Here is a 19,648-nt window from a genome sequence, read left to right as displayed (position 1 = left end):
CTGTGCGTCGACGGTCGACGGGCGGGTGAACGACTTTCGGAGGTACGCGGCTTCGCGCGATGCGGCGGTCACGGCCGTCACGTGGGCGGTTCGGGCCGGGCCGGCTTCGCCCCGGGCAGGACCGGCACGTGGGTGGTGCAGAAGGCGTCGCCGTTGGCGATCGTCGCGAGTCGCTGCACGTGGGTTCCGAGGATCCGGACGAATGCTTCCTGTTCCGCCTCGCACAGTTGCGGGAACTGCTCCGCGACGTGCGAAACGGGGCAATGGTGCTGGCAGATCTGCACACCGGTACCCACGCGGCGGGTCGACGCGGCGAACCCGGAGGCGGTGAACGCACCGGCGATCTCTTCGGCCACGGTCTCCACGTCGTCGAGGTTCTCGTCGGCGGGCGCGATACCTCCGAGGATGGAGTCGACGCGGCGGCGCGCGAAATCCTCCACGGCGGCGTCGCCGCCGAGCTCACGCAGGTGACGCATCGCCGCGGTGGCGAGATCGTCGTAGGAATGTCCGAGGCGGGCGCGTCCCACGGCGGTGAGCTGGAAGCGGCGGGCGGGGCGGCCGCGGCCACGGCCCTGACGCCGGGGCGCCGAGGCGGCCTGGGCCTCACCGGAGTCGATGAGCGCGTCGAGGTGCCGGCGCACGCCCGCGGCGCTCAGTCCGAGTCGTTCGCCGATCTCGGGTGCGGTGATGGGTCCCTCTTCGAGGAGCAGTTGAACGACCGCTGCACGCGTCTGCCCTTCCGGCACGTCGCGTCCGGTCGCCGGCGCGTTCCTGCGTGCGTCCTCGACCCGCGACGACGTCGCGGCAGGCACGTGACCTGCGCGTTCGGTGCGCTCAGTGGTGTCGGACGGGTATTTCACAACACCAGTGTGACGGAATTCGGAAGGCCGGTCCACCAAGGGTGCCCTTTGTTACATCGGGTCCCGAGTCGGGAAAGACCGCCCGGAGCGTCCCGTTACGCTTCTGACGTGCCGTCGACTCCTCCCCTGTCCGCTCCGCCTACGACTCCCCCGGCGCGGGGTCGCTCCGGAGTCGGCGGCCGAGTGGGCAGGTGGTTCCGGCGAGCCCTCGGTCTCGAGGCCCCGAGCCCGCGAGCGGACGTCGGTGTGGTCCTCCACGGCGACGAGATCGAAGGCCGCGGGCTCGCCCCGGCAGAGACCACCGCGCTGCATCGCATCCGCCTGCTCGGCGCCACGGGTGCCGTCCTCATGGCGGTCGGTGCGCTCGGTGCGGGCGCGCAACCGGTGCTCCAGAATCCGGTCCAGGGTGTCCGTGCGCTCGGGCTGGCCGCGAGGATGCCCAGCGCGGCCCTGACGGCCACGATGACCGGCACCGCGCTGGTGATCCTCGCGTGGCTGCTGCTCGGGCGGTTCGCCATCGGACGACGTGGGACGGACGGCCCACCGCGCCGGCTGTCCCGTTCCCAGCTCGATCGCACCCTGCTGCTGTGGATCATTCCCCTCGTCGTGGCCCCGCCGATGTTCAGCAAGGACGTCTACTCGTATCTCGCGCAGAGCGAGATCGCCGCCCGGGGGCTCGATCCCTATGCCATCGGGCCGGCCGGCGCCCTGGGGGTCGATCATGTCCTGACCCGCACGGTGCCGAGCATCTGGCGCGACACTCCGGCCCCCTACGGACCGGCCTTCCTGTGGCTCGGCGAGAAGATCACCTATCTCACCGGCGAGAACATCGTGGCGGGCATCTTCGTCCACCGGCTCCTCGCCCTCGTCGGGGTGGCGCTGATCGTGTGGGCCCTGCCGCGGCTCGCCCGGCGGTGCGGCGTCGCGGCGGTCAGCGCGCTGTGGCTGGGCGCTGCGAACCCGCTGTTGCTGTTCCACCTGGTCTCCGGCATCCACAACGAAGCACTCATGCTCGGACTCATGCTCGCCGGCGTCGAACTGGCGCTGCGCGCGGTGTATCCCGAGGACGAGTCGTCCTCCCGCCTCCGGCTCGCCGGGTGGCTGGCCGCCGGTACGGCGCTGGTCGCACTGTCGTCGATGGTCAAGGTGCCCTCACTGCTCGCGCTCGGTTTCGTCGGCATGGCACTGGCACGCAAGTGGGGCGGCAACATCCGGGCGGTGGCAGCCTCCGCCGCGGTGCTGGGCCTGGGATCCGCGGTCGTCATCGTGGCCGTGAGCTGGGGCAGCGGCCTCGGACTGGGATGGACGCAGACGCTGGGTACCGCCACCGAGGTGCGCAGCTGGATGTCGATCCCCACCCTCCTCGGGATGGGCACCGGACTCGGGGGTGTGCTGCTCGGCCTCGGCGACCATACGACAGCGGTGCTCTCGATCACCCGCCCTATCGCGGCGCTCGTGGCCGGTTTCATCACCGTGCGCATGCTGCTCGCGGTGCTCACCGGCCGCATTCATCCCGTCGGTGCACTGGGTGTCTCACTGGGCGCGATCGTGCTGCTGTTTCCGGTCGTACATCCGTGGTACCTCCTGTGGGCGGTCATCCCCCTCGCGGCCTGGGCGACCCGCCCGGTCTTCCGGATCCCCACCATCGCGTTCTCCTCGGTGGTGGGCATGATGCTCATGCCCAACGGCAGTGAGTACCAGCCGTTCATCATCGTCCAGGCCTCGATCGCGACCATCGTCGTCGTCGGCCTGATCATCGTCGCGACACGCTCCCGGCTGCCCTGGCGGTTGCAGGAGCGCACACCACCACGCCCGGCGGAAACCGCGGACGCCTAGGCTGGAAACCTGTGATCCCGAGTTCTCCCGCCGATGCGTTACCGGCCGTGCGCCTGGACGGCGTCGTCAAGACCTACGGGGGCGTCACCGCGGTGAACGGTCTCGATCTGACCGTCGAACGCGCTCAGGTGCTCGCCCTCCTCGGCCCCAACGGTGCAGGCAAGACCACGACCGTGGAAATGTGTGAAGGTTTCGTCACCCCGGATGCAGGCACCGTCCGCGTTCTGGGACTCGACCCCGTCGCCGATTCCGACGCGCTCCGTCCCAGGATCGGCGTGATGCTCCAAGGTGGCGGCGCCTACCCGGGCTCGCGAGCCGGCGAGATGCTCGATCTGGTCGCGGCGTACTCGGCCGACCCCCTCGATCCGGACTGGTTGCTGCAACGCCTCGGACTCTCGGAGGCCCGGCGCACCCCCTACCGCCGCTTGTCGGGCGGGCAACAGCAGCGTCTCGCCCTCGCGTGCGCGCTGGTCGGACGTCCCGAACTCGTATTCCTCGACGAACCCACAGCAGGTCTCGACGCGCAGGCGCGACTGCTCGTCTGGGAGTTGATCGATGCGCTCCGCCGCGACGGAGTGAGCATCCTGCTCACCACCCATCTCATGGACGAGGCCGAAGAGCTCGCCGACGAGATCGTGATCATCGACCACGGACGGGTCGTCGCCGCGGGTACCCCCGACGAGGTCACCCGCGACGGCGCCGAAGGACAGCTGTGGTTGTCCGCTCCGCCCGGCCTCGACCTGAGCGCTCTGCAATCGGCCCTCGCGGGCACCCACCGGGTGCGCGAGGACAATCCCGGCCGCTATCTCGTCGAGGGCACGATCGAACCGTCGGTCGTTGCGGCCGCGGCCTCGTGGTGCGCGGGCCTGGGGGCGCTGGCGACCGAGATCCGGGTGGATCAGCGCAGCCTCGAGGATGTCTTCCTCGAGTTGACAGGACGGGAGTTGAGAGGGTGAGCGTGACCCACGATCGTCTGGCGAACAACAGGTTCGCAGAGGGGACCTTCACCCCGCGCCCTCGGCCGAACTCCCCTGCGAAGATGCTCGCGGCCCAGACCGCCATGGAACTCAAGCTGTTGCTCCGCAACGGTGAGCAGCTCCTGCTGACCATGTTCATCCCCGTCACGCTGCTGATCGGCCTGTGCCTCCTGCCGATCGGCGATCTCGGCGACTCACGCGTCGACCGGGTGCTGCCGGCGGTGATGATGGTGGCGATCATGTCGACGGCCTTCACCGGCCAGGCGATCGCCGTGGGCTTCGACCGGCGCTACGGCGCCCTCAAACGGATCGGTGCGACCGCACTGCCCAAATGGGGCATCATCGCCGGGAAGAGCGGCGCCGTGGGGATCGTCGTCGTCCTCCAATCGATCCTGCTCGGTGTGATCGGCGCGGCACTCGGTTGGCGTCCCGGCGTGGGCGGACTGCTGATCGGGGCCCTCGTGATCGCCCTCGGCACCGTGATGTTCGCGACACTCGGCCTGCTGCTCGGCGGGACGCTGCGCGCCGAGATCGTGCTGGCGCTGGCGAACATCGTGTGGTTCGTCCTGCTCGGCATCAGCAGCATCGTGGTCCTGGGCGACGTGATTCCGGATGCGGTGACCCACCTGCTGCGGATCGTCCCCTCCGGGGCACTGACCCTCGCACTGGAGGACGCCGCCGCGGGTGGGTTCGACTGGTTGTCGATCCTCTCGCTCGTCGTATGGACGGTGATCGGCGGCACGGCCGCCGCGAGGTGGTTCCGATTCACCTGAGTGTCACGCGGCAGGATCCGGCCGCCCCCAACTACAGCGTGTAGTGGTTCACGCCGTACCATCGGACCCGTGTTGTATCGCGGCTACCTGAGCCTTGTCGACCGTCTCCCCCTGCCCTCGTTGCGGACGCAGAAGATCATCGCGTTCCTCACGATTCTGACGCAGGGTGGCATCGCCGTGACCGGTTCGGTCGTCCGCGTCACCGCCTCCGGGCTGGGCTGCCCCACCTGGCCGCAGTGTTTCCCCGGATCGATGGTGCCCGTGGGAGTCTCGAGCGGAGTCGACACCCTCCACCAGGTCGTCGAGTTCGGCAACCGCCTGCTCACCTTCGTCGTCGTGGCCGTCGCCGCAGCCATAGTGCTGGCCGTGACCCGGGCACGTCGCCGCAAGGAGGTGATCGCATGGGCGTGGCTGATGCCCGCGGGAACCGTACTCCAGGCGATCATCGGCGGAATCACCGTGCTGGCCGGTCTCGCCTGGTGGACCGTCGCGATCCACATGCTCGCCTCGATGCTCATGGTGTGGCTCGCCGTGGTGCTCTACGCGAAGGTGGGCGAGCCCGACGACGGCACGGTGGTCCAGGTGCTCCCCCAGCCGCTGCGCTGGCTCACCGCACTGTCGGGCGCCGCCCTCGGGGTGGTCCTCGTCCTGGGCACGATGGTCACCGGTGCCGGTCCTCATGCCGGCGACAAGAGCGTCGAGGACCCGGTCCCGCGCCTCGAACTCGACATCACCAATCTCGTCCATCTGCACGCCGAAGCACTGGTCGGCTATCTCGCGCTGCTGGTCGGCCTCACCTTCGCCGTCTACGCGGTGCATGCTCCGCACTCGGTGAAGGTGCGCCTGAAGGTCGTGCTCGCGCTGGTGGTCGCGCAGGCCGGCATCGGACTCGTCCAGTTCTGGACGGACGTACCCGCCGTCCTCGTCGTACTGCACGTCGCCGGCGCAGGACTCTGCACGGCCGCCACCGCCGCGGTCTGGGCCGCGGGCCGGGTACGTACCACCGCCCCGGTCCGCGAACCGGTTCCGGCCTGACGGACAGCCGACACGGCCCTTCCACGAGATTCGTGGAAGGGCCGTCGGTCGTCGTGGGGGGGTGGGCCGATCAGCGCTCGTTGCGGGCCTTCGGGAACTTGGTCTGGTGTGCCACCCAGCCGGCCATCTTCGCCCAGTGCCCCTTCTCGGGATCGGCGATGCTGGTGATCTCACGATCCCACTCGGAGACGGTGACGTCGGGAATCTCCTCGACGATCGCGCGCGCGGTCGGAAGATCCTTCGCGACGCGGTCTCCGAGGGTGCCGTCGGCGGCGACCACCGTGATACGCACGCCCGAGAGACCGATGGGCTGCAGCACGGCCTTGCCGGAACCTCCGTGCGCCGCGACGAAGCCGCGGATGGACGAGACGATGTCGGCCGGTGCGGCCACGACCTGTGTTTCCACGCTCATGCCTGAAGAATACTGTGAGCCGCATGCATGCAATCGAAGTGGCACAGCACGGTGGTCCCGACGTCCTCGTCTCCGTCGAACGGCCCGACCCCGAGCCCGGCCCCGGAGAACTGCTCGTCCGCACCGATGCGATCGGCGTGAACTTCATCGACACCTATTTCCGTACCGGGCTCTACCCGTCCGAACTCCCGTACGTCCCCGGCTCGGAGGGCACGGGCACGGTCGTGGCGGTCGGTGACAGCGTCCACGACGTCGCGGTGGGAGAACGCGTGTCGTGGTGTGCAGCGCCCGGATCGTATGCAGAACTCGTCCGGGTACCGCAGGAGGTCGCCGTTCCCGTACCCGGCGACGTCCCCGCCGAGCAGGCCGCGTCCGTTCTGCTCCAGGGCATGACCGCGCACTATCTGCTCAACTCCGTCCACCCCGCGCACCCGGGCGAGACCGTGCTCGTCCACGCGGGGGCGGGTGGGGTGGGGTTGATCCTCACCCAGCTCGCGGCGGCGAAGGGCGTGAGGGTGATCACAACGGTGTCGTCCGACGAGAAGGAGGCGCTCTCCCGGGAGGCCGGCGCGGCGGAGGTCCTGCGCTACGACGACGACATCGCTCGGCGGGTACGCGAGCTCACCGACGGTGAAGGCGTCGCCGCGGCCTACGACGGCGTGGGCGCGGCGACCTTCGAGAGCTCCCTCGCCTCGGTCCGCATCCGCGGCACGGTCGCGCTGTTCGGAGCGGCGAGCGGACCCGTCCCGCCCTTCGACCTCCAGCGACTGAATCCGGCAGGATCGCTGTTCGTCACCCGCCCCACCCTCGCGCACTACACACGTACCCGGGACGAACTGCTGTGGCGCGCGACGGACGTGCTCGGCGCTCTTGCCGACGGCACGCTGAAGATCCGGATCGGTGCGAGCTACCCGCTGGCCGAGGCCGCCCGCGCCCACGCCGATCTCGAGGGCCGCCGCACCACCGGCTCCATCGTCCTGATCCCGTGAGACCGCAGATGCCTGTGCCCCCGGCCGTTCGGCGGGGGCACAGGCATCCGGGGAACGATCAGAAATACGAACCGATCGTGGGCAGGGCGAGCACGGAGTCGACAGCCAGGCCCAGGCACACCACCGCGAGGTAGTTGTTGGACTGCAGGAAGAGCTTGAGCGGCTTGACGGAGGCTCCGCCCCGCACGCTGTTGTAGAGCTGGTGGGCGACGATCAGGAACCACGCGCCGGCGAGCAGCGCGACCACCGCATAGATCACTCCCGCGGCCGGGACGATGACCAGGGTCGCGAGCACGGTCGCCCAGGTGTAGAGGACGATCTGCTTGGTGACGTGCTGTTCGGTCGCGATCACCGGCAGCATCGGCACGCCCGCGGCCTTGTAGTCCTCCTTGTAACGCATCGCGAGCGCCCAGGTGTGCGGCGGCGTCCAGAAGAAGATCACCAGGAACAGCACGACGGGTTCCCAGCTCAGCGATCCGGTGACCGCAGCCCAGCCGACCATCACGGGCATGCACCCGGCCGCGCCGCCCCAGATCACGTTCTGCCAGGTCCGACGCTTGAGCACCATCGTGTACACGAGGACGTAGAACGCGATGGTCGCCACCACCAGCAGACCTGCGAGCAGGTTGGCGCGCCACCACAGCCAGAGGAAGGAGGCGACACCGAGCGCCATGCCGAAGACGAAGGCGTTGCGGGTCGGGACCGTCTGGCGTGCGAGCGGGCGCAGGGCCGTGCGCTTCATCACCTTGTCGATGTCCGCGTCGACGACGCAGTTCAGCGCGTTGGCGCTCGCGGCACCCATCCAGCCACCGAAGAGCGTGCTCAGGATGAGCACGATGTCGACGGTCCCGCGATCGGCGAACAGCATCGCGGGAATGGTTGCGACGAGCAGGAGTTCGATCACCCGCGGCTTCGTCAGCGCGATATAGGCGAGAACGGTGCCGGAGATCCGGCCCCACGCGGTGTCGGGGCGCGGGGCGCTCGGCGCTTCGGGGGCGCCGAAACCGTGCCCTCCCGGCCGTCGCCCTGCCCGCACACTGTCTCCTTGTCCCACGCGGATCCGCACCTTCGTTTCGCCCGTTCACGGTCGCCCGGTTCCGGACGCTCCTCTACTACGAACGATGGTAGACCGGAGCGTTGCCCGGACCGAATCGACCCGCTCGGGACAGCGCACTAGTCTGAAGTAGCGCGCGGGCCGACTTCCACCCGCCGGGACCCCGTAGACCCATGTCAGGAGATTTCACGCTCGTGTCGATCACAGACGAGATCCGCACCCTCACCCAGCCTGCGCATCCTGCCGACTGGACCGATCTGGACACCAAGGCGGTCGACACCGCGCGCGTGCTTGCAGCCGACGCCGTGCAGAAGGTCGGAAACGGCCACCCCGGCACCGCGATGAGCCTTGCTCCCCTTGCCTACACCCTCTACCAGCGTGTGATGCGGCACGATCCCACCGACCACGAGTGGGTCGGCCGCGACCGGTTCGTACTGTCCTGCGGACACTCGAGCCTGACGCTGTACATCCAGCTCTACCTGTCCGGATACGGAGTCGAGCTGACCGACCTCGAGGCGCTCCGGACGTGGGGTTCGCTCACCCCCGGTCACCCCGAGTACGGCCACACTCCCGGCGTCGAGATGACCACCGGCCCGCTGGGCCAGGGCCTCGCCTCCGCGGTCGGCATGGCGATGGCCGCCCGCCGTGAGCGCGGTCTGTTCGATCCCGAGGCGCCCGCGGGCACGAGCCCGTTCGATCACTACGTCTACGTGATCGCCTCCGACGGCGACATCGAGGAGGGCGTGACGTCCGAGGCGTCCTCGCTCGCCGGTGTCCAGCAGCTCGGCAATCTCATCGTCTTCTACGACGACAACAAGATCTCCATCGAGCACGACACCGCGATCGCACTCGGCGAGGACGTCTCCAAGCGCTACGAGGCGTACGGCTGGCACGTCCAGACCGTGGAGGGCGGCGAGAACGTCACGGCGCTGCTCGAGGCCGTCGAAGCGGCGAAAGCCGTCACCGACCGCCCGTCCTTCATCTCCGTCCGCACGATCATCGGCTACCCCGCCCCGACGAAGATGAACAGCGGCGACGCGCACGGTGCCGCGCTCGGTGCCGACGAGGTCGCCGAGGTGAAGAAGGTCCTCGGCTTCGATCCCGAGAAGAACTTCGACGTCGACCCCGCCGTGATCGAGCACACCCGGCAGGTCGTGACGCGTGGCGCCCAGGCACGCGCGGCATGGCAGACCGAGTTCGACGCGTGGGCCGTCCGCGAACCGCAGCGCAAGGAACTGTTCGATCGCCTCCAGTCGGGAGAATTCCCCGAGGGCTGGATCGACGCGCTGCCGACCTACGATCCGACCGAGAGCGGTCCGGCGACCCGTTCGGCGTCCGGCAAGGTCCTCGCGGCACTCGGGTCGCTGCTGCCCGAGTTGTGGGGCGGTTCCGCCGACCTCGCCGGCAGCAACAACACCACCATCCCCGGATCCGACTCCTTCGGTCCCGACTCGATCTCCACCAAGGACTGGACCGCGCAGCCCTACGGGCGCACCCTGCACTTCGGTGTGCGCGAGCATGCGATGGGCGCGATCCTCAACGGCATCGCACTGCACGGCCCGACCCGCCCCTACGGCGGCACCTTCCTCGTCTTCTCGGACTACATGCGCCCCGCCGTGCGTCTGGCGGCCCTCATGCAGACCCCGGCGATCTATGTGTGGACGCACGACTCGATCGGTCTCGGTGAGGACGGCCCGACGCATCAGCCGATCGAACACCTCGCCGCGCTGCGCGCGATCCCGAACCTCGCGGTGATCCGTCCGGCCGACGCCAACGAGACCTCGTTCGCATGGAAGGCAGCTCTGGAGAACCGCACCGGGCCGACGGCGCTCGCACTGACCCGTCAGAACGTGCCGGTACTCGAGGGCACCCGGGAGAAGGCCGCCGAGGGTGTCGCCCGCGGCGCCTACATCCTGGCCGAGGCCTCCTCCGGAACTCCGGAGGTCGTGATCCTCGCGACCGGTTCGGAGGTCCAGCTCGCGGTCGCGGCCCGCGAGACGCTCGAGGCCGAGGGCGTGCCGACACGAGTGGTGTCCGTACCGGTACTCGACCGCTTCCTCGAACAGGACCAGGCCTACCGCGACGAGGTCCTGCCCCCGTCCGTGCGCGCCCGTGTGTCCGTCGAGGCCGGACTCGCGATGCCGTGGTACCGGCTGCTCGGCGATGCCGGTGAGCCGGTCTCGCTCGAGCACTACGGCGCGTCCGCCGACTACAAGACCCTGTTCCGCGAGTTCGGCATCACCGCCGAGGCCGTCGTCGACGCTGCGCGCCGCTCGCTGACCCGAGTGAAGGGATGATCGGATGACCCAGCAGACTTCCACGCAGAATCCGGCGCTGGCGGAACTGTCCGCCCAGGGTGTGTCGGTGTGGCTCGACGACCTCTCGCGCGACCTCATCGATTCCGGCAAGCTGGCCGAACTCGTCTCCACCCGCAGCGTGGTCGGCGTGACCACCAACCCGTCGATCTTCCAGGCCGCGCTGTCGAAGGGGCATGCCTACGACGCGCAGATCCGCGATCTCGCCGGGGACGGAGCCGACGCGACGACTGCGATCCGCACCGTCACCACCGACGACGTCCGTGCTGCCTGCGACGTTCTCGCGCCGGTCTTCGACGCCACGAACGGTCTCGACGGCCGGGTGTCGATCGAGGTCGACCCGCGTCTGGCGCACAAGACCGACGACACCGTCCAGCAGGCACTCGAACTGTGGCGCATCGTCGATCGGCCGAACCTGTTCATCAAGATCCCGGCCACGGTGGCGGGTCTGCCGGCCATCGCCCGGGTGATCGGTGAGGGTGTCAGTGTCAACGTCACGCTGATCTTCTCGGTCGAACGCTACGAACGGGTCATCGAGGCCTATCTCGACGGCCTGACCGCGGCGAAGGCGGCCGGGCACGATCTGTCGAAGATCCGTTCGGTCGCCTCGTTCTTCGTCTCGCGTGTGGACACGGAGATCGATCCGCGTCTCGAGGAGATCGGCACCGACCAGGCGCTCGCCCTGCGCGGCAAGGCGGGCGTGGCCAATGCGCGCCTCGCCTATGCCGCCTATCTGAGCGCGTTCGAGGGCGGAACGCGGTTCGAGCAGCTCGCCGAGGCGGGCGCCGTCCCGCAGCGTGCACTGTGGGCGTCGACGGGCGTGAAGAACCCCGACTACCCCGACACCCTGTACGTCACCGAACTGGTCGCTCCGAACACCGTGAACACCATGCCGGAGAAGACTCTCGAAGCGGTGGCCGATCACGGTGAGATCACCGGCGACACCGTCACTCGCAACATCGCTGCAGCCCAGCAGGTGTTCGACGCGCTGAGCTCGATCGGCGTGGACCTTCCCGACGTCTTCCGCAAGCTCGAGGACGAGGGTGTCGAGAAGTTCGTGGTGTCCTGGAAGGATCTGCTCGCGGCCACGTCGGAGCAGCTGGCGGTACACGCCCCGGGGGCGGAGGGCTGAACGTGCTCGAATCCGGTGCGGCGGAGTGGGTGAATCCGCTCCGGGACAACAGAGATCGCAGGCTTCCCCGGATCGCCGGCCCGTGCGCGTTGGTGATCTTCGGGGTCACCGGCGATCTGGCCCGGCGCAAGCTGATGCCCGCCATCTACGATCTCGCCAACCGCGGTCTCCTGCCGCCCGGATTCGCACTCGTCGGCTTCGCCCGACGTGCCTGGGACGACGACGATTTCGGCCAGGTGGTCCACGATGCCGTGCGCGAGCATTCCCGGACTCCCTTCCGCGAGGAGGTCTGGCAACGCCTCTCGGAGGGAATCCGCTTCGTGCAGGGCAGCTTCGACGACGACGCGGCGTTCGCCGACCTGGCCAGGACGCTCGAGACGCTCGACCGGGAACGGGGCACGGGCGGTAACCACGCGTTCTACCTCTCGGTCCCTCCCGCCGCCTTCCCCGTGGTGTGCGGGCAGCTCGCACGATCGGGTCTCGCGGTCGCCCAGGACGGGGCGTGGAGCCGCGTGGTGATCGAGAAACCGTTCGGACACGACCTCGACAGTGCCCGCGAGCTCAACGAGGTCGTCGGTGAGGTCTTCTCGGAGGAGTCCGTCTTCCGCATCGATCACTATCTCGGCAAGGAGACGGTGCAGAACATCCTCGCGCTGCGGTTCGCGAACCAGATGTTCGAGCCGGTGTGGAACGCGCACTACGTCGACCATGTGCAGATCACGATGGCCGAGGACATCGGTCTCGGTGGGCGGGCCGGATACTACGACGGCATCGGAGCGGCGCGCGACGTCATCCAGAACCATCTGCTCCAGCTGCTCGCCTTCACCGCGATGGAGGAGCCGGTGAGCTTCGCCGCCTCGGAACTGCACGCCGAGAAGATCAAGGTGCTGTCGGCTACCCGGCCGGCGGAGCCCTTCGACGAGACCACTGCGCGCGGCCAGTACGCCGCGGGGTGGCAGGGCGGCGAGAAGGTCGTCGGTCTGCTCGAGGAGAAGGGTTTCGCGGCGGACTCGATCACCGAGACGTACGCCGCCATCACCCTCGAGGTCGATACCCGGCGCTGGGCCGGGGTGCCGTTCTATCTCCGGACCGGCAAGCGTCTCGGCCGCCGCGTCACCGAGATCGCGGTGGTGTTCAAACGCGCTCCGCATCTGCCCTTCGACGAGACGATGACCGAGGAACTCGGCCAGAATGCGCTCGTCGTCCGAGTGCAGCCGGACGAGGGTGTCACGATGCGTTTCGGCTCGAAGGTGCCCGGCTCCGAGATGGAGGTCCGGGACGTGAACATGGACTTCAGTTACGGCCAGGCCTTCACGGTGTCCTCTCCCGAGGCGTACGAGCGGTTGATCCTCGACGTGCTCCTCGGCGTGCCGTCCCTCTTCCCCGTGGACGAGGAAGTCGAATTGTCCTGGAAGATCCTCGATCCGGTGCTCGAGCACTGGGCTGCGCACGGACGCCCGGAACCCTACGAGGCGGGTACCTGGGGTCCGGAATCCGCCGATGAGATGCTGCGCCGCACGGGTCGCGAATGGAGGCGTCCGTGAGGCTGCAATTGCGCAACACCTCCGCCAATGCGGTCAGCCGCAAACTGGTGGAATTGCGTCGATCGAGCGGAATGGTCACGCAGGGACGCGTTCTCACGTTCATCGTCTGCGCGGGCGACGCGCGAGGTCTCGATGCCGCGATCACCGCGGCAACCGAGGCGTCCAAGGAGAATCCCTGCCGCGTCATCGTCGTCGGCCGGGGCCGTCACGACGGTCCGTCGCGGCTCGACGCCGAGATCCGGGTCGCCGGTGAGGCGGGCGCCTCCGAAGCATTGATCCTCGCCTTGCACGGCGAACTCGGTGAGCATCAGGAATCGGTGGTCGTGCCTTTCCTGCTGCCCGATACCCCGGTCGTCGCGTGGTGGCCCAACCAGGCGCCGCCCGTACCTGCCGACGATCCGGTGGGGCGTCTGGCGGTGCGCCGGATCACGGACGTGACGAACTCGGAGGATCCCCGGTCCGAGCTCGGGACCGTCCTGTCCGGTTACCGTCCGGGCGATACGGATCTCGCGTGGGCTCGCATCACCTACTGGCGGGCCCTGCTGGTCTCCGCACTCGATCAGCCTCCGTACGAGCCGGTGCTCTCGGCACGGGTCTCGGGCCTGCGGACCGAGCCGGCCGTCGACCTGCTCGCGGGCTGGCTCGCGAGTCGTCTCGACTGCCGCATCGAGCGGGCGACGGGCGAACTCCGGGTGGACCTGCACACGGCATCACAGACGATCACTCTCGAACGGCCGCAGGAAGGACGCGTCGCGACCCTCGCGCGCACCCACAAGCCCGATTCGCTGATCAGCCTGGCTCGGCGGAACTCCGCGGAGTGCCTCGCCGAGGAGCTGCGCCGTCTCAACCCCGACGAAGTGTACGAAGCCGCATTGTCGGCCCTGCCGAAGGTGGAATATGTCTGATCCGGTGGAGAATCCGTTCGAGGTCCTGTCCTTCACCGACGCGGACGAGGTCGCGCGTGCGGCGGCCGTCGCCTTCGTCGACGCAGTCGTCGCCGCCCAGCGCGACCGGGTGCAGGCGCACGTGGTTCTCACCGGCGGTGGCACGGGTATCGCGATGCTCGAGCATGTGCGCGACCACCAGGGTGGAATCGACTGGTCTGCGGTGAACGTGTACTTCGGCGACGAACGCTTCCTTCCGCCCGGCGATCCGGATCGCAACGAGGTGCAGGCACGGGCAGCACTGCTCGACCACGTGCCGATCGACCCCGCGCGGATCCACAGCATGCCGGCCCTCGGGGAGGACGGATGCAGCACGCCGGAGGCATCGGCGCAGCGCTACGCCGAACTTCTGGCGGCGCACTCCCCCGACGGCACGGTGCCGGACTTCGACGTGCACCTGCTCGGGATGGGCGGCGAAGGCCACGTCAACTCGCTGTTCCCCGAGACCGATGCGGTGCGCGAATCCGAGCGCTTCGTGGTGGGTGTCGACGATTCTCCGAAGCCGCCGCCCGCCCGGGTGACGTTGACGCTGCCCGCCGTGCGACGGTCCCGCCAGGTCTGGTTGCTCGTCACCGGCGCCGCGAAAGCCGAGGCGGTCGCGGCCGCCGTTCGTGGCGTCGCACCGGAGGAGATTCCGGCTGCCGGGGCACGCGGTACGGAGCGCACCGTGTGGTTCCTCGATCCCGAGGCCGCAGCGCAACTGCCCTCCATGTAACCGAGCGGAGCGGAGCGAGCGCCGAGGACCGGGACCGCCCTCACGGCCGCGTACCGTCCCGGTCGGGATCGTCCGACTCCTGCGTCTCGATGCCGTGCCGGTCGTCGAGACGGGTTCGCGCGCACAGTATCCGGACGGCAGACCGCGGTCCGGCCGTCGATCGGAGCGCCCGCAGGCGTGATCGGCCGGGGACACATCGCACAGCTCGTGGGTCCATGCCGGTGGACTCCTCCCGTCGCGGACCGCTGTCGTCGTCGGCCCTTTGTCTCGTTCGACGCACCGAGCCGCCCGACGGTTCCGTCCCGGGCCGAATCCCCTGCTCCGGAGGCGATGCGGTCTTCAGATACCGCGTTCGACCACGGCCGCGGTGACCCGATCGTCGATCGACGACACGGGGTTCTCGTGGCCGACCCAGCCACTGCCCCCGAAGTACTTGGCGAAGATCTTCTCCGCGGTACGGGTGGCGACCGCCTGCGTCGTCAACGTCGGATTGGGCCCCCCGAGGCTGTTCGCCAGGGCCGAGTTGTCGGCGATGAACAGTCTTTTCACCCACCGGGCTTCGGAATCGGCGTCGAGCACCGAGTCGTGTTCGCTCAGCCCCATCCGCATACTCGACTGCGAATGGAGGATCAGAGGCGGCCAGTCGCAACGATGGACGCGCTTGGCACCGGCCGCCCGCATCAATTCGACCGCCTTGGCGGTGGAATATTCCCGATTGCGCCGGGTGCGGGGAGAACGACGACGGTGGCGCACGGTCACCCGCGGCGCGAGCCCGCCCTCGTCGGGATACAGGAATGGCGACAGCGTCACCCGGTTGTCCGGTTCGACATCGTCGTCCGCGATGACGAGCGCGGCGAGGACCCGGTCGGTGTCGGCCATCGTGTCGAGCAGGTCGCGGCCCACGAGACGTCCGAGACTGTCGGCGCCCGCGGGATCGACGACGCTTCCCGCGCTTCCGTACCCGTGGATCCCGGAGTCGCTGAAGTTCAGCGCATACGCGATCAGCGCCGGCGGCAGGCCCACCTGTTCGATTCCGCCGTAACCCGGCAGGTCCACCCGGGCATTGGAACCCGGTCCCCTCGTCTGTCCGGTGTACTCGTCGAAGACTCCGAAGACCGCATCCATGTGATGGTCGGTGAGGCCGCGGCCGGCCCAACCGTTCGGATTCGGCAGCGCCGAGTTCAGCCACAACCGCGGACCTTCGATACAGCCGGCGGCGAGCACGACGACCGGAGCCGTCGCCTCGTGCTCCTCCCCCGCGACCGTGAACCTGACGCCGCGGACGGTGGTCTCTCCGTGCACCTCCTCGACGAAGATCCGGGAGACGACCGCGTCGGTGACGAGCGTGACGGGCTTCCCCTGTGGTGCCCACGCGTCTGCGGTGAGCATCATCGGTACGTACGAATTGTCGGTGGACCGCTTGGCCTTGAGATTTCGCGGTGCACCCAGCGGCAGGAAACAGCCCTGATAGCAGTGCCCGCACATCGTGCATCCGCGAGCGTCCGGATAGCGCAGGCGAGAGCGGTCCCGGGTGCGGGCGGCCGTGCCGCCGGGCTGCAGGATCGCGTTCTGCTGCGCGCGGTGGGCGGCGCGGGTGGTGTCGAGCGAGGTCTGATGCGGCAACCCGATTCCTGCTGCGCCGCGCAGGAACAACTCTTCCTTCGCGCCCATCGGTGCCGTCTGCACGGGAAGCGTGGCCTCGACCCACTCGTAGTAGGGCCGCAGTTCGTCGTAGCCGAAGGGGAACAGATGGGCGGTGTCGTACATGTCGCGATCGGCGCCGTCGTACCCGACGAACGCTCCGGGTGCCGCTCGCGGCGAGTTGCCGAAATAGTGCAAGGTGGTGCCACCGACTCCGGCGACCTGCCACACGAAGGAATTCTGGGGCAGGTCGCGCAGCCAGGGGGTACGCGAGCGGTCTCCGGGTCCGTGACGGAACAGTCCAGTGATCGGATTGTTGACGTCGTCCTCGAAATGGGTCCACTCGTTCTCCGGATCCGCGAAGCGGGGGCCGGCTTCGAGGACGAGCACCTCGAGGCCCCGCGCCGCGAGTTCCTTGGCCACGACGGGTCCGCCGCCGCCTGCACCGATGACGATGACGTCGGTCATCTAACCCTCCACCTTCTCGATTCCGCCGTAATAGCCGCGGAACTCGTCCCACCCGTCGCTCGTCCCGGCGTACCGGCTCATCTCCCAGCCGACCGGTCGGCCGGTCAGTTCGCGACGAACCGGGTCGTAGGCCGACACTTCCGAGAATGCTGCGAACGCCGCCAGGGTGGGAACCGCGTTGACCACGAACTTCAGCACGAGTCCTTCGAATCGGGGGTCGGTGTCGAGCCATTCGAAGACCTGGGCTTTACCGGCCTGGCTCAGGTTCGCGAACGGAGCCGAGAACGGCCCCGTCGCCGACCGCACGTCTGCCGTGACCGCGAAGGTGTTGAGCAGCAATGCGACCGCTGCGGCGCCGGGGAGATTGCCCGCGGCCGGCCCGAACAGGGGCCAGGGTGCCGCCTGATCCAGGGTGCGTTCGAGGGAGGCCGCCGCACCCGGTGTCGCTCCACCGGGGCGGTCGGTCCAGACTCCCTGCTGCCGGGAGTACGGGTCGTCGCCCGGCGCCACGAACGCCAGCACACCGTTGATGGTGTCGCGGATCGGCGGTGCCTGCCCCGGCGGTTGCGCGGTCGCCTCCTGCGCGAGGAGTCCGGCCGTGCCCACCAGAGCCGCTGCGGTCGCGGCCACCCCGGCGAGGAAACGCCGCCTGCTCCAAGACCCGTACTGTGGTTCGTCCACGTCGCCCCCTCGTCGCTTCCGTGTGCAGCAGCGTACGAGATGCGGCAGGAGCTACGCGGCGTTTCGTCCCAATGATCTGTTCGGTCCGTAACGGGCAGATGCGCCCGCCCCGTACCGGTAGTGTGTGGTGGACGACACTTTCGGACGGCACGGAACGCAACCCGAGGAGTGGTGATGAGTACGCCGACGTCAGCGACGGGCGAGGTGATCCCGGAACCCGACTGCCCGGACGATTCGTCGCTGGTGCGACTCGTCTACCACCGCGACCTCACGTTCCCCGCCGAGCAGGTCTGGGCGGCACTCACCGAGCCCGCCGAGCTGGGCAGCTGGTACGGCGAGTACGTAGGCGACCCGGCCTCGGGACGTGTGCAGTTGACGATGACCGACGAACTCGACACTGCCACCACCGAGGTACGGATACTCCGGTGCACTCCCCCCTCCGGTTACACCGTGGATCAGGACGGATGGCTGCTCGACATCGCACTGCACCCGCGCGAGGGAGTCACCGTCCTGGACTTCACCCATCATCACGTGCCGCGCTCCGCGGTCGGCGAGATCGGGCCGGGATGGCAGTACTACCTCGATCGCCTGACGGCCGCGCTGAGCGGCATCCCGTTCCCTCACTGGGACGACTACCTGAGCCTGGTGGACGAATACCGCTGAACTCCGGATGGATTCACCATCGCTGCGGATTCTCGAGCTCTGCCAACCGCTTTCGCAGATGCCGCCGCTCGGGATCGGTACCCGCGAGATCGAGCGACCGCCGATACCACACGGCCGCTTCGGCTTTCCTCCCCAGGCGGCATGACAATTCTGCCCGCGCCACCGCGTACGGACCGTACTCGCGCAGACCCGGCTCGCCGGCGAGATCGTCGAGCAGTGCCAGCCCCGTTTCCGGCCCGTCCCGCATCGCCACGGCCACCGCGCGATTGAGCGCCACGACCGGCGACGGGTCCAGAGCTGCCAGGACGTCGTAGAGCGCGACGATCTGCGGCCAGTCGGTCGCGCCCGCCTCGTCGGCTTCGTCGTGCAGCGCAGCGATCGCGGCCTGCACCCCATAAGGGCCGGGTGGCCCGCCGGTGAGGGCCACGACCACCAGTGCGCTGCCCTCCTCGATCATCTCGCGGTCCCACAGTCTGCGGTCCTGCATGTCGAGCAGCATCACCGCGCCGGACGGATCGGTACGCGCGTCCCGGCGGGCATGGACGAGCAGCATCAGCGCGAGCAGGCCGGTCACCTCGCGTTGCGCCGGCATCAACCGGTGCAGGATGCGCGTGAGCCGGATCGCTTCGTCGGCGAGAGGGGCGCGCTGCAGATGCTCGCCACTGCTCGCCACATATCCCTCGGTGAATATCGAGTAGAGCGCGGCGAGCACCACCGGCAGCCGCTCCGGTAGTTCGTCGGAGCCCGGCACCCGGAAAGGGATGCGTGCGCCCCGGATCTTCCTCTTGGCCCGCACGATCCGCTGCGCTATCGTGGCCGGCGTCACGAGGAAAGCCCGGGCGACCTCGTTCGTCGTGAGCCCGCCGAGACACCGAAGGATCAGCGCGATACGGTCGTCGGCGGCGAGCGCGGGGTGAGCACACGTGAAGAACAATTCGAGGCGGTCGTCGGGCAGGTCACCCGAGGTGGGAGTGTCCTGGCTCGCGCGGCGTCCGGTGTCGATCGCGAGCTCTGCCAGCCGAGTCGCGTAGACACGATCGCGCCGCACCCGATCCAGTGCTTTGCGCCTGGCGGTGGTGAGCAACCATGCGCCCGGGCGGTCGGGGACGCCGTCGGCCGGCCAATGCACGAGCGCTGCTTCCAATGCCTCCGATGCGACCTCCTCGGCCAGGTCGAGGTCGCCGAAGCGATGGACGAGCGCAGCGAGGAGCCGGCCGTGTTCCTCCCGGAACACCGCTTCGACGGTGGCGGCCGGCTCCCCCACCGCTCAGTTCCCGAAGTCGGCGATCGGCCGCACGACGACCTTGCCTCCGTCTCTCGAACCGGGGCAGCGCGCCGCCCAGTCGAGAGCCTCGTCGAGGCTGCCGACATCGATCACGTCGTATCCGCCGAGCACCTCACGGGCCTCTCCGAAGGGCCCGTCGGTGACCGTGCGCCGTCCGTCCGCACCGACCTGCACGGTGGTCGCGGTGACGAGATCCTGCAGCGCGTGCCCGGACACGAGGATTCCCGCGTCGCGCATCGCCTTCTCGTAGTCCTGCCAGTCCGCGACGGTGCAGGTGGGTTCGCCGCTCGTGGATGCGTAGATCAGCAGCATGTACTTCATGAC

General features: G+C 68.9%; 18 protein-coding genes. 11 read left to right on the top strand and 7 right to left on the bottom strand.

The window, feature by feature from the left end:
- Positions 1–77: 77 nt before the first annotated feature.
- Positions 78–896, bottom strand: coding sequence for a helix-turn-helix transcriptional regulator (locus tag MOM01_RS06330; protein ID WP_241384526.1), 819 nt, complete (start codon positions 894–896; stop codon positions 78–80).
- Positions 897–968: 72 nt separating this feature from the next.
- On the opposite strand from MOM01_RS06330, the gene mptB reads away from it, so the two are divergent.
- The 4 genes from mptB to MOM01_RS06310 all read left to right on the top strand — a co-directional run bounded on the left by mptB (position 969) and on the right by MOM01_RS06310 (position 5,481).
- Positions 969–2,696, top strand: a complete 1,728-nt coding sequence (gene mptB, locus MOM01_RS06325; RefSeq protein ID WP_374112262.1) for a polyprenol phosphomannose-dependent alpha 1,6 mannosyltransferase MptB — start codon at positions 969–971, stop codon at positions 2,694–2,696.
- Positions 2,697–2,707: 11 nt separating this feature from the next.
- Positions 2,708–3,652 (top strand): ABC transporter ATP-binding protein, encoded by a 945-nt coding sequence (locus MOM01_RS06320; protein WP_241384524.1) that lies wholly within the window; start codon positions 2,708–2,710, stop codon positions 3,650–3,652.
- Entirely contained in the window at positions 3,649–4,446 is a 798-nt protein-coding gene (locus tag MOM01_RS06315) for an ABC transporter permease (protein ID WP_241384523.1), read from the top strand. Before MOM01_RS06320 ends, MOM01_RS06315 begins: the two co-directional genes overlap by 4 nt.
- A gap of 69 nt (positions 4,447–4,515) precedes the next feature.
- Positions 4,516–5,481 carry a COX15/CtaA family protein gene (locus MOM01_RS06310; RefSeq protein WP_241384522.1) on the top strand — a complete coding sequence of 322 codons (966 nt, stop codon included), beginning with the start codon at positions 4,516–4,518 and terminating at the stop codon, positions 5,479–5,481.
- A 70-nt stretch (positions 5,482–5,551) separates the two neighbouring features.
- Here the strand turns inward: MOM01_RS06310 and MOM01_RS06305 are convergent, their stop codons facing one another.
- Positions 5,552–5,893 (bottom strand): hypothetical protein, encoded by a 342-nt coding sequence (locus tag MOM01_RS06305; protein WP_241384521.1) that lies wholly within the window; start codon positions 5,891–5,893, stop codon positions 5,552–5,554.
- Positions 5,894–5,916: 23 nt separating this feature from the next.
- Between MOM01_RS06305 and MOM01_RS06300 the strand changes: the two genes are divergently transcribed.
- Positions 5,917–6,882, top strand: a complete 966-nt coding sequence (locus MOM01_RS06300) for a quinone oxidoreductase family protein (protein WP_241384520.1) — start codon at positions 5,917–5,919, stop codon at positions 6,880–6,882.
- A 58-nt stretch (positions 6,883–6,940) separates the two neighbouring features.
- Here MOM01_RS06300 and MOM01_RS06295 read toward each other — a convergent pair whose 3' ends face one another.
- Positions 6,941–7,918, bottom strand: a complete 978-nt coding sequence (locus tag MOM01_RS06295) for a heme o synthase (RefSeq protein WP_241384519.1) — start codon at positions 7,916–7,918, stop codon at positions 6,941–6,943.
- Positions 7,919–8,130: 212 nt separating this feature from the next.
- On the opposite strand from MOM01_RS06295, the gene tkt reads away from it, so the two are divergent.
- From tkt to pgl, 5 genes are read left to right on the top strand one after another with little or no spacing between them, the layout of a single operon-like run.
- On the top strand, positions 8,131–10,233 hold the full coding sequence (tkt, locus tag MOM01_RS06290) for a transketolase (RefSeq protein ID WP_241384518.1): 2,103 nt from the start codon (positions 8,131–8,133) through the stop codon (positions 10,231–10,233).
- Between the two features lie 4 nt (positions 10,234–10,237).
- Positions 10,238–11,383, top strand: coding sequence for a transaldolase (tal, locus tag MOM01_RS06285; protein ID WP_241384517.1), 1,146 nt, complete (start codon positions 10,238–10,240; stop codon positions 11,381–11,383).
- Between the two features lie 2 nt (positions 11,384–11,385).
- On the top strand, positions 11,386–12,927 hold the full coding sequence (zwf, locus tag MOM01_RS06280) for a glucose-6-phosphate dehydrogenase (RefSeq protein ID WP_241384516.1): 1,542 nt from the start codon (positions 11,386–11,388) through the stop codon (positions 12,925–12,927).
- Positions 12,924–13,832, top strand: a complete 909-nt coding sequence (opcA, locus tag MOM01_RS06275) for a glucose-6-phosphate dehydrogenase assembly protein OpcA (RefSeq protein WP_374112261.1) — start codon at positions 12,924–12,926, stop codon at positions 13,830–13,832. The genes zwf and opcA overlap by 4 nt, the downstream gene beginning before the upstream one ends.
- The gene (gene pgl / locus MOM01_RS06270; protein ID WP_241384514.1) at positions 13,825–14,586 is read left to right on the top strand and encodes a 6-phosphogluconolactonase; all 762 of its coding nucleotides are present in this window, start codon (positions 13,825–13,827) and stop codon (positions 14,584–14,586) included. Before opcA ends, pgl begins: the two co-directional genes overlap by 8 nt.
- Positions 14,587–14,925: 339 nt before the next feature.
- On the opposite strand, the gene MOM01_RS06265 is transcribed toward pgl, so the two are convergent.
- On the bottom strand, positions 14,926–16,695 hold the full coding sequence (locus MOM01_RS06265) for a GMC family oxidoreductase N-terminal domain-containing protein (protein ID WP_241384513.1): 1,770 nt from the start codon (positions 16,693–16,695) through the stop codon (positions 14,926–14,928).
- Positions 16,696–17,376, bottom strand: coding sequence for a twin-arginine translocation signal domain-containing protein (locus MOM01_RS06260; protein ID WP_241384512.1), 681 nt, complete (start codon positions 17,374–17,376; stop codon positions 16,696–16,698).
- A gap of 174 nt (positions 17,377–17,550) precedes the next feature.
- On the opposite strand from MOM01_RS06260, the gene MOM01_RS06255 reads away from it, so the two are divergent.
- The gene (locus MOM01_RS06255) at positions 17,551–18,039 is read left to right on the top strand and encodes an SRPBCC domain-containing protein (RefSeq protein ID WP_241384511.1); all 489 of its coding nucleotides are present in this window, start codon (positions 17,551–17,553) and stop codon (positions 18,037–18,039) included.
- 13 nt (positions 18,040–18,052) lie between these two features.
- Here the strand turns inward: MOM01_RS06255 and MOM01_RS06250 are convergent, their stop codons facing one another.
- Positions 18,053–19,303, bottom strand: a complete 1,251-nt coding sequence (locus tag MOM01_RS06250; protein WP_241384510.1) for an RNA polymerase sigma factor — start codon at positions 19,301–19,303, stop codon at positions 18,053–18,055.
- A gap of 3 nt (positions 19,304–19,306) precedes the next feature.
- Positions 19,307–19,645, bottom strand: coding sequence for a YciI family protein (locus MOM01_RS06245; RefSeq protein WP_241384509.1), 339 nt, complete (start codon positions 19,643–19,645; stop codon positions 19,307–19,309).
- Positions 19,646–19,648 lie beyond the last annotated feature (3 nt).

This window comes from Rhodococcus sp. CH91, assembly GCF_022554085.1.
Classification (GTDB): Bacteria; Actinomycetota; Actinomycetes; order Mycobacteriales; family Mycobacteriaceae; genus Rhodococcus.
The sequence above is the reverse complement of the archived record's forward strand: the minus strand, read 5'-3'. Positions and strand labels throughout refer to the sequence as shown.

Coding starts and splice junctions, on each gene's coding strand:
- MOM01_RS06305 (WP_241384521.1), bottom strand. CDS start 5,893: ATGAGCGTGGAAACACAGGTCGTGGCCGCACCGGCCGACATCGTCTCG.
- MOM01_RS06300 (WP_241384520.1), top strand. CDS start 5,917: ATGCATGCAATCGAAGTGGCACAGCACGGTGGTCCCGACGTCCTCGTC.
- tal (WP_241384517.1), top strand. CDS start 10,238: ATGACCCAGCAGACTTCCACGCAGAATCCGGCGCTGGCGGAACTGTCC.
- pgl (WP_241384514.1), top strand. CDS start 13,825: ATGTCTGATCCGGTGGAGAATCCGTTCGAGGTCCTGTCCTTCACCGAC.
- MOM01_RS06265 (WP_241384513.1), bottom strand. CDS start 16,695: ATGACCGACGTCATCGTCATCGGTGCAGGCGGCGGCGGACCCGTCGTG.
- MOM01_RS06255 (WP_241384511.1), top strand. CDS start 17,551: ATGAGTACGCCGACGTCAGCGACGGGCGAGGTGATCCCGGAACCCGAC.
- MOM01_RS06245 (WP_241384509.1), bottom strand. CDS start 19,645: ATGAAGTACATGCTGCTGATCTACGCATCCACGAGCGGCGAACCCACC.